General features: G+C 63.7%; 5 protein-coding genes. All 5 read right to left on the reverse strand.

Annotated features, from left to right (window positions below; all coding sequences use genetic code 11):
* Nucleotides 1–438 precede the first annotated feature (438 nt).
* The 5 genes from CKW25_RS10645 to tpx all read right to left on the reverse strand — a co-directional run bounded on the left by CKW25_RS10645 (nucleotide 439) and on the right by tpx (nucleotide 10,127).
* Nucleotides 439–1,932, reverse strand: coding sequence for an efflux transporter outer membrane subunit (locus CKW25_RS10645; protein ID WP_095079137.1), 1,494 nt, complete (start codon nucleotides 1,930–1,932; stop codon nucleotides 439–441).
* Nucleotides 1,929–5,036 (reverse strand): efflux RND transporter permease subunit, encoded by a 3,108-nt coding sequence (locus CKW25_RS10650; protein WP_095079138.1) that lies wholly within the window; start codon nucleotides 5,034–5,036, stop codon nucleotides 1,929–1,931. Before CKW25_RS10650 ends, CKW25_RS10645 begins: the two co-directional genes overlap by 4 nt.
* Nucleotides 5,033–8,137 (reverse strand): MdtB/MuxB family multidrug efflux RND transporter permease subunit, encoded by a 3,105-nt coding sequence (locus CKW25_RS10655; protein WP_095079139.1) that lies wholly within the window; start codon nucleotides 8,135–8,137, stop codon nucleotides 5,033–5,035. Before CKW25_RS10655 ends, CKW25_RS10650 begins: the two co-directional genes overlap by 4 nt.
* The gene (locus tag CKW25_RS10660; protein ID WP_095079140.1) at nucleotides 8,134–9,450 is read right to left on the reverse strand and encodes an MdtA/MuxA family multidrug efflux RND transporter periplasmic adaptor subunit; all 1,317 of its coding nucleotides are present in this window, start codon (nucleotides 9,448–9,450) and stop codon (nucleotides 8,134–8,136) included. Before CKW25_RS10660 ends, CKW25_RS10655 begins: the two co-directional genes overlap by 4 nt.
* A 176-nt stretch (nucleotides 9,451–9,626) precedes the next feature.
* Complete coding sequence (tpx, locus tag CKW25_RS10665) at nucleotides 9,627–10,127, reverse strand: thiol peroxidase (protein ID WP_095079141.1); 501 nt, start codon at nucleotides 10,125–10,127, stop codon at nucleotides 9,627–9,629.
* Nucleotides 10,128–10,463 lie beyond the last annotated feature (336 nt).

The raw sequence follows: 10,463 nt of genomic DNA on the forward strand, positions 1-10,463 counted from the left end.
TGGCGAGCGAGCTTGCTCGCGCTGGGGTGCGAAGCAGCCCCAAAACCGGTAACCGAGGTCTTTCTGACAGACCACCATCGCCTTCCCAGGGCCGCTGCGCAGCCCAGCGGGAGCAAGCTCCCTCGCCACAGAGGCCGCGTTCACGCTGGCGTGGAAGGCGTACTTCGAAGCGAGGCTGTCGACGGTCATCGCAAAACCCTGGATGCCAAACCCGTGGCGAGCGAGCTTGCTCGCGCTGGGGTGCGAAGCAGCCCAAAAACCGGTAACCGAGGTCTTTCTGACAGACCACCATCGCCTGGTCAGGGCCGCTGCGCAGCCCAGCGGGAGCAAGCTCCCTCGCCACAGGGACCGCGTTCACGCGGGAGTGCAAGGCGTACTGCGAAGCGAGGCTGTCGACTGCCATCACCAACCCGGGGTGGGCAGCTCCATCATCGGTGCCTATTTGCTTTCGCTGGCCTGCAACTGCCCGTCCCAACCGCCACCCAGCGCGGCGATCAGTTGGACGCTGGCGATCAGGCGACTCTGCTGCAGGCTCAGGACGCTGCGCTCATTGCTCAGGGCCGTGGCCTGCACCACCACCACGTCGAGGTAGGCGATCAGCCCGGCCTTGTACTGGTTCTGGGTCAGGCGCAGCGACTCACGGGCGGCATCCAAAGCTTGCTGACGCACCGCTGCTTCATCTTCGAACACCTTGAGCTGTACCAGGTAGTTTTCCACCTCGCGGAAACCATCGAGCACCGTCTGGCGGTACTTGGCCACGGTCTGGTCGTAGACCGCCTCGGTACGGTCGACTTCAGCCGTTCGCTGACCGCCGTCGAACAGGGTCATGGCCAGTTTCGGCCCCACCGACCAGAAACGGTTCGGCAGGCTGATCAGGTCGGCCGAGGTACTGCTGCTGTAGCCGCCGGACAAACTCAGCGACAGGTCCGGATAGTAGGCGGCCTTCGCCACGCCAATGTTGGCGTTGGCGGCGATCACCGAACGTTCGGCGGAGGCGATGTCCGGACGCCGCTCCAGCAGTTGCGACGGCAGGCTCACCGGCACCTGCGGCAAGGCCGGGATGCTCTGGATTTCCGCCAGGCTGAACTGCGCCGGTGGCAAGCCCATCAGCACGGCAATGGCATTCTCGAATTGCGCGCGCTGCCAGATCAGGTCGACCAGATCGGCCTGGGTCGTCTTGAGCTGGGTTTGCGCCTGGGCCACCGCGTCCTTGCCGGAGACACCGGCGCGGTACTGGTTTTCGGTCATGGTCAGGGAGCGCTGGTAATTGTCCACCGTGGCTTGCAGCAGGCGCTTTTGCTGATCGATCACCCGCAGTTGCAGGTAGTTCTGCACCAGTTCCGACTGCTGGCTCAGGCGCATCGCCGCCAGGTCGGCGAAGCTCGCCTGGGCGCTGGCTTCGTCGGCTTCCAGGCCCCGACGCAGCTTGCCCCAGATATCGGCCTCCCAGCTGACGCCCAGCTCCGTACTGTAGGTGTCGCGGATGCCGCTGCTGGAGTTGCTCAGGCTCGAACTGCTGCTGCCGGAGCCCTGGCTGGAACGGGTTTTGCCGCCGCTCAGGTCGACCGTCGGATAGAACGCACCACGGGCACTGCGCACCAGGGCCTGGGCCTGGCGGTATTGCGCTTCGGCTTGCGCGACGGTCTGGTTGGAACGATTGAGGGTATCGATCAGGCCGTTGAGTTGTTGATCGCCATACAGCTCCCACCAGGCCCCCCGCGCCAACGCATCGCTCGGAGTGGCCTGACGCCAGCCTTCAGCCTGCTCGTAGTGGGCCTGCGAGGCGACGCTCGGACGCTGGTAGTCAGGGCCGATCGCGCAGGCGCTGAGCATCAGGGCACTGAGGGACAGGCTCAACAACCGCGAGCCGCGGGCCGTGACCAGGCGCCGGGTCGACAGGGTGTCGAGGTTGAATGGGCAGCGGTCAGTCATAGCGCGGTTTCCAGGGCAGCATCGGTACGAACCCCACGCCAGCGGTTGACCCGATGGCGCAAACGGTCGAGGTAAAGGTAAACCACCGGGGTGGTGTAAAGCGTCAGCACCTGGCTGAAGATCAGCCCGCCGATGATGGTCAGGCCCAGGGGCTGGCGCATTTCCGCGCCCTCGGCGCTGCTGAGCAACAGCGGCAAGGCGCCGAGAATGGCCGCCAGCGTGGTCATCAGAATCGGGCGCAAGCGCAACAGGCAGGCACTGCGGATCGACTCCAGGGGCGCCATGCCCTGTTGGCGCTCGAGTTGCAGCGCCAGGTCGATCATCAGGATGGCATTCTTTTTCACCACGCCGATCAGCAGGAACAGCCCCAGTAGGGAGATCAGGCTGAACTCGCCCCCCAGCGCATAGATCGACAGCAGCGCGCCGACCCCGGCCGAAGGCAAGGTGGAAAGGATGGTCAGCGGGTGTACATAGCTTTCATAGAGCACTCCCAACACCAGGTACACCGCCAGCAACGAGCCAAGGATCATCCACGGCTGGCTCTTCTGGGTGGCGGCGAAGGCATCGGTGGTACCGGCCATCTTGGCAATCACTTCTTCCGGCAGGCCGAGCCTGGCGATCGCCCGCTCGATCGCCGCGCCGCCCTGCTCCACGGTCACCCCTTCGGCCATGTCGAACGACACGCTTTCGGAGGCGAATTGCCCTTCATGGCTGACGCGGTCGTTTTCCAGGCTGTTTTCGTAGTGGGCAATGGCGGACAGGGGAATCCGCGCGCCGGTCGAGGTGATCACCTGCACCTGCTTGAGGGTGATCGGGTCCTGGGCGTACTTGGGATTGACCTCCATCACCACCTGGTACTGGTTCAGGCTGTCGTAGATGGTGGAAATCTGCCGCTGGCTGTAGGCGTTGTTCAGCACTGAGGTGACCATGTCCATGTCGATGCCCAGGCGCTTGGCCTGGTCGCGGTCGACCACCAGCGTCACCTGCGCCGCCCCGGCCCCTTCCCGGGCGTCGATGGCGGTCAGCTCCGGCAACGCCTTGAGCGCGGTCACCACTTTCGGGTACCACTCGCGCAATGCCGACAGGTCGCCGCTCTGCAGGATGTAGCTGTACTGGGACGACTGTTGCTCGCGGCCGCCACCGAACTGCAGGTCCTGGTCGGCCATCAGCATCAACTGGGCACCGGGTACCTTGGGCATTTCCTTGCGCAGGCGCTCGATGACCTTCTGCGCCGACAGCTTACGCTCCTTGACCGGTTTCAGGCGGACCAGCATGAAGGCGTTGTTGATGCCGTTGCTGCCGCCGATAAACCCGGCGACGCTTTCCACGGCCGGGTCTTTCAACACCGCACGGCGGAAGATCTCCATTTTCGGCTGCATCACGCTGAAGGACAGCCCGTCGTCGCCCCGGACAAAACCGATCAGTTGACCGGTGTCCTGCTGGGGCAGGAAGGTTTTCGGCACTACCACGTACAACGCGACGTTGACGCCAATGGTGATGAACAGGCTGAACAGGGTCAGTCGCGGGTGACGCAGCACCCAGTCCAGGCTGCTGGCGTAGTGCTTGACCATCCAGTCGTTGGCCTTGCGACTGCCCCGCTGCAGGCGGTTGTCCCGACCCGGCGTGTGGGGTTTGAGCCAGCGGGCACAGAGCATCGGGGTCAGGGTCAGGGACACCACCAGCGACACCACGATTGCCGCCGCCAGGGTGATCGAGAACTCGCGAAACAGGCTTTCGATGATCCCGCCCATGAACAGGATCGACAGGAACACCGCCACCAGCGACACGTTCATCGACAACAGGGTGAAACCGACTTCCTTGGCCCCCAGGTAGGCGGCCTTCATCGGCGCGATACCGTCGTCGATGTGCCGGGAGATGTTCTCCAGCACCACGATGGCATCGTCCACCACCAGGCCGGTGGCGAGGATCAGCGCCATCAGCGACAGGTTGTTCAGGGAGAACCCATAGAGGTACATCACCGCAAAGGTGCCGACCAGCGACACCGGCACCGCCAGCGTGGGAATCAACGAGGCGCGGAAGTTGCCAAGGAACAGGAACACCACCAGGATCACCAGCGCCACGGCGATCAGCAGGGTCATTTCCGCTTCATGCAGGGTTGCCTTGATCACCGGCGAGCGGTCCATCGCCAGGTTCAGTTTGACGCTGGCCGGCAACACGGCCTGCAATGCGGGCAACTGGGCCTTGATCTCGTTGACCGTCTCGATGATGTTGGCGCCGGCCTGGCGGTTGATCACCAGCAACACCGCCGAGTCGTCGTTGAAGAAGCCACTGTTGTAGCGGTCCTCGACGCCATCGGAGACCTTGGCCACATCGCTCAGGCGCAACACCGATCCGTTCTGGTAGCGAATGATCAGCGGCTCATAGTCCTTGGCCCGTTCCAACTGGTCGTTGGCCTGCACCTGCCACATGCGCTGGTCGTCTTCGATCGAGCCCTTGGGCCGGCGCACGTTGGCGTTGGCGATGGTGTTGCGCACGTCATCCAGGGCCACGCCGTACTGGTTCAGCAGTTGTGGCTCGAGCTCGATGCGCACCGCCGGCAGGGAGCTGCCGCCGATCTGCACTTCACCCACACCCGGCACCTGGGACAGGCTTTGCGAGAGGATGGTCGAGGCCAGGTCATACAGCTGGCCTTTTTCCAGCACGTCGGAGGTCAACGACAGCACCATGATCGGCGCCTGGGACGGGTTGACCTTCTTGTACGTGGGCATGCTGCGCATGCCGCTGGGCAGCAGGTTGCGCGAGGCGTTGATCGCCGCCTGCACTTCCCGCGCCGCGCCATTGATGTCGCGGTCCAGGTCAAATTGCAGGATCACCCGGGTCGAGCCCTGGCTGGAGCGGCTGCTCATGGTGTTGACCCCGGCGATCGCACCGAAGGATCGTTCCAGCGGCGTGGCCACGGTGGACGCCATGACCTCGGGGCTGGCCCCCGGCAAACTGGCCTGGACCACGATCACCGGGAAGTCCATTTGCGGCAGAGGCGACACCGGCAACAGGCCGAAACTGACGCCACCCAGCAGCATGATTGCCAGGCTCAGCAGCATGGTCGCTACCGGGCGCTTGATGAAGGGGCCGGACAGGTTCATGGCTGCTCTACCGACTCCAGACGCTCAGGCGTACGCCGCCAGCGCCGACCGAGACGGTCGAAATACAGGTAGATCACCGGTGTCGTGAACAGGGTCAATACCTGGCTGACCAGCAAGCCGCCCACCATCACCAACCCCAGGGGCTGACGCAGTTCAGCGCCGGAACCGGTGGCGAGCATCAAGGGCACCGCCCCGAACAGGGCCGCCAGGGTGGTCATCAGGATCGGCCGGAACCGCAGCAACGCCGCCTGATAGATCGCCGTCGCCGGGTCCATGCCTTGATTGCGCTCGGCCTCCAGGGCGAAGTCGATCATCATGATCGCGTTCTTCTTGACGATACCGATCAGCAGGATGATGCCGATGATGGCGATCATCCCCAGGTCGTTGCCGCTGAGCAGCAACGCCAGCAAGGCGCCGACAGCGGCCGAAGGCAAGGTGGAAAGAATGGTGATCGGGTGAATGTAGCTTTCGTACAGCACCCCCAGCACGATGTACATGGTCACCACGGCCGCCAGAATCAGCAGCAGGGTGCTCGACAGCGAAGCCTGGAACGCCTGGGCCGCGCCCTGGAACTCGGTCTGCACCCCGATCGGCATGCCGATTTCCTGCTCGACCTGTTCGATCAACGCCACCGCTTGCCCCAGGGCCACCCCGGGCGCGAGGTTGAACGACACCATCACCGCCGGGAACTGGCCGATATGGGCAATCGCCAACTGGGCCTGGCGCTCTTCGATCCGGGCCAGGCTGGACAGGCGGACCTGGCCGCCGTCGGTGGTCTTGACGTAGATTTGCTCCAGCGCCTGCGGGCCGATCTTCTCGCCATCCCTGGCCTGCAATACCACGCGGTACTGGCTGGCCTGGGTGTAAATGGTCGAGATCTGCCGCTGGCCGAAGGCGTCGTACAGCGCGTCCGTGATGTTGGACACCGACACCCCGATGCGCGAAGCCGCGTCCCGGTCGATCACCAGGTACACCTGCAAGCCCTTGTCCTGCAGATCGCTGGCGACATCGGTCAGCTCGGGCTGACGGGCCAGCGCTTCGACCAGGCGACCACTCCACTGGCTGAGCAGTTCGGCATCCGGAGACGACATGCTGAACTGGTACTGCGTGCGGCTGACCCGGTCCTCGATGGTCAGGTCCTGCACCGGCTGCATGAACAGGCGAATGCCCACCAGGGTGTCCAGTTGCGGCTGCAGGCGGCTGATGACCTCGGTCGCACTCAGGTCGCGCTCCCGGTGGGGCTTGAGATTGATCAGCAAGCGGCCGCTGTTGAGCGTGGCGTTGTCGCCGTCCACGCCGATATAGGAAGACAGGCTCTGCACCGCCGGATCCTTCAGGATGACCCTGGCCAATTCCTGCTGACGCTCACTCATGGCGGCGAAGGAGATCGACTGCGGCGCTTCGGAAATCCCCTGGATCACCCCGGTGTCCTGTACCGGGAAGAAGCCCTTGGGCACCACCAAATACAGGACCACCGTCAGGCCCAGGGTGGCAATGGCGACCAACAGGGTCAGCGGCTGGTGCTTGAGGACCCATTGCAACTGCCGGCCATAGGCGGCGATCAGCCAGTCGATCCACGCACCGCTGGCGCGATAGAAACGGCCCTGCTCTTCAGGCTTGGGTTCACGCTTGAGCAGGCGCGCGCACATCATCGGCGTCAGGGTCAGCGAGACCACCAGGGAAATCAGGATGGCCACCGCCAGGGTGATGGCGAACTCGCGGAACAACCGCCCGACCACGTCCGCCATGAACAGCAGCGGGATCAACACCGCGATCAGCGACAACGTCAGCGAGACCAGGGTAAAGCCGATCTGTTTGGCGCCCTTGAGTGCCGCCTGCAAGGGGCTATCGCCCTCCTCGATGTAGCGCGAGATGTTTTCCAGCATGACGATCGCGTCGTCCACCACGAAACCGGTGGCGATGGTCAGGGCCATCAAGGTCAGGTTGTTGACCGAGAACCCGGCCAGGTACATCACCCCGAACGTGCCGATCAGCGACAAGGGCACGGCAATCGACGGGATGAGGGTGGCGCTGGCGCGACGCAGGAACAGGAATGTCACCATCACCACCAGGGCAATGGCGATCAGCAACTCATGCTGCACGTCGGTGACCGAGGCCCGAATGGTCTGGGTGCGGTCGGTCAGTACCACGACGTCGAGGCCGGCCGGCAGGTTATCGGTGATGCTCGGCAACAGGGCCTTGATCCGGTCGACCACCTCGATCACGTTGGCCCCGGGCTGGCGCTGGATGTTGAGCAACACCGCCTGGTTTTCATTGGCCCAGGCCGCGAGGCGCTCGTTCTCCGCGCCGTCGACGATCTGTGCCACATCCTTGAGCCGCAACGGTGCGCCGTTGTTGTAGGCCAGGATCAGCTCGGCGTAATCCTTGGGCGAGGTCAACTGGTCGTTGGCGTCGAGCATCGACACCCGGGTCGGGCCATCGAAGTTGCCTTTGGGCTGGTTGACGTTGGAGGCGCCGATCAGGTTGCGCACGTCCGACAGGTTCAAGCCGCTGGCCGCCAGGGCCTGCGGATTGACCTTGATCCGCACCGCCTGGCGTTGACCGCCGGCAATGCTGACCATGCCGACGCCACTGATCTGGGCGATCTTTTGCGCCATGCGCGTGTCGACCAGGTCATTGAGCTTGGGCAGCAGCATGGTCTTGGAGGTGATCGCCAGGGTCAGCACCGGGGTGTCCGCCGGGTTGACCTTGTTGTACACGGGAGGTGCCGGCAGGTCTTTGGGCAGCAGGTTGGTCGCGGCATTGATCGCCGCCTGCACCTGCTGCTCGGCCACGTCCATGTTGATCTCGAGGTTGAAGCGCAGGGTGATCACCGAGGCGCCGCCGGAACTGGTCGAGGCCATCTGGGTCAGGCCGGGCATTTGCCCGAACTGACGCTCCAGGGGCGCGGTCACCGCACTGGTCATCACATCCGGGCTGGCGCCCGGGTACAGGGTCATGACCCGGATGGTCGGGTAGTCGACCTGCGGCAACGCCGACACCGGCAACAGGCGATAGGCGATCAAGCCGGCCAGGACAATGGCCAGCATGCTCAGGGTCGTGGCAACCGGCCGCAGGATAAACAGGCGCGAGATGTTCATGCGCCGCCCTTGAGGGCCTTGCCGGTGGCAGCAGGTGCAGAGGCGCCGTCAGTGGCCTGGCTGTGCAGGCTGTCCGCCGGCGATGCCGGTACCGTGTCGCTGTCGTTGACCACTTCGACCTCACTGCCCTCCTTCAAGCGGTCGGTGCCTTCCAGGACCACCCGGTCACCGGGCTTCAGGCCCTCCTGGATCACGGTGTTGTCGCCGTCGCTGGCGCCAATCTTCAAGGTGCGGATGGTGACTTTCTTGTCACCGTCCAGGGCATAGACGAACGTGCCGTTGGTGCCGAACTGAATCGCCGCCGAAGGTGCCAGGATCACCCCCTTGAGGGTGTCGGCGAGCAGGCGGACGTTGACGAACTGATTGGGGAACAGCGCCTGGTCGCGGTTGTCGTAGCGTGCCTTGAACTTCAGGGTGCCGGTGGTGATGTCGATCTGGTTGTCCAGGCTATGCAACAGGCCACTGGCCTGCAGTTTGTTGTCGCCACGGTTCCAGGCCTCGACCGGCAGCCTGGCGCCGGAACGGTAGCGGGCCAGCACCACGTCCAGGCTGTTTTCCGGCAGGGTGAACGCCACACTGATCGGCTGGGTCTGGGTGATGATTGCCAGCGCGGTGGTGTCGTTGGCGGCCACCAGGTTGCCGACATCGAGCTGCCGCAGGCCGACCCGACCGGTGATGGGCGCACGAATCCTGGTGAATTCAAGGTTGAGCTTGGCGTCGTTGACGGCCGCCTGGTTGGTCTTCACCGTACCTTGATACTGCCCCACCAGCGCGGCGGCGGTGTCCAGGGTCTGCTTGGCGATACTGTCTTCGGCATACAGGCCGCGATAACGCTCCAGGTCCACCAGCGCATTTTTCAACTGTGCCTGGTTCTGCAACAGGGTCCCCTCGGCCTGGAGCAAGGCGTTCTGGTAAGGACGCGGGTCGATCTCGGCCAGCAGGTCGCCGGCCTTGACCATCTGCCCTTCTTCAAAGGCGATTTTCACCAGTTCGCCGCCGACCCGGCTGCGCACATTAATGGTGTTCAACGCCGTGACCGTACCCAGCGCCTTGTAGTACAGCGGGAAATCCCCCAGCACCGCCGGGGCCACCCGCACCGGCACCGCCCCCGTCGCGCCGCCAAATCCAGGGCGCATTCCGCCTGCCCTGCCGGCATGGCCGTTGGCGGCTTTTGCCGCGGCGCCGTCCTTTTGCGTCGCCGCGCCTGGCCAGAACATCCAGCACAGGCCGGCAATGACCAACAGGACCAGCAGGCCGAACAGCCAGCGACGAGGATTACGGGAAGCAGAGGGTTGCATGGAGTGATTAACCATTAGGCGCGTGGGCATCTTGATACGGGAGGCTGAACGATAAGCACTAGTGGCTGATAAGCAAAGCGCCTTTACCGGCAATTTACCTTCAGCTGACGATTGCGAGTGTTTGCTAAATTACTGAAGCACAAATGAAAACGGCCTGGACAGTGCCAGGCCGTTAACAATTGTAAACGCGATTATTTCAGAACGGACAACGCCGCCGCGTAGTTCGGCTCGTCAGCGATTTCCTTGACCAGTTCGCTGTGCAGCACGTTGTCGTTTTCGTCCAGCACCACCACCGCGCGCGCGGTCAGGCCTTTGAGCGGGCCGTCGGCAATCGCCACGCCGTACTGCTCGATGAACTCGGCGCCGCGCAGGGTCGACAGGTTCTTGACGTTGTCCAGGCCTTCAGCGCCGCAGAAGCGCGCCTGGGCGAACGGCAGGTCAGCCGAGATGCACAGCACAACGGTGTTGGCCACGTCATTGGCCTGGGCATTGAACGTGCGCACCGAGGTGGCGCAGGTCGGGGTGTCGACGCTTGGGAAGATGTTCAGCACTTTGCGCTTGCCGGCGAAGTTCGCCAGGGTCACGTCGGACAGATCGCCTGCAACCAGGGAAAAGGCTGGCGCCTTGGAACCGGCTTGAGGCAGCTGGCCGTTGACTTGAACCGGGTTGCCTTTGAGGGTGACTTGAGCCATGAACGGAGTCCTTTATATGCAGTGATAGGGAACAGTCGTAAAGCGTTGTGAAGAGCGGGAAGTTAACCACGAATGTGCCGGTGAGCCTACCCCGGCAAGCTGTCAGACGATTCCTTGTACTGACCGCGAAATACGCCCTTGGAATTGGCGCGACCTGCTGTCTCTCCATCGGCAATGACCCTGCGACCCACCCCACACGCAGAGCGTACCCTAGCAGTTCTGCCAGTAGACAACCCTGGCGACGACGCCGAACCTGAAGGCCCGTGATCATGAGCATCGAGGATTTTGCGCCATGCATTCAGACCGTGCCTTCGTACTCTGCCACTACCGTTACGA

The sequence above is a fragment of the Pseudomonas sp. Irchel s3h17 genome (assembly GCF_900187505.1).
Taxonomy (GTDB): Bacteria; Pseudomonadota; Gammaproteobacteria; order Pseudomonadales; family Pseudomonadaceae; genus Aquipseudomonas.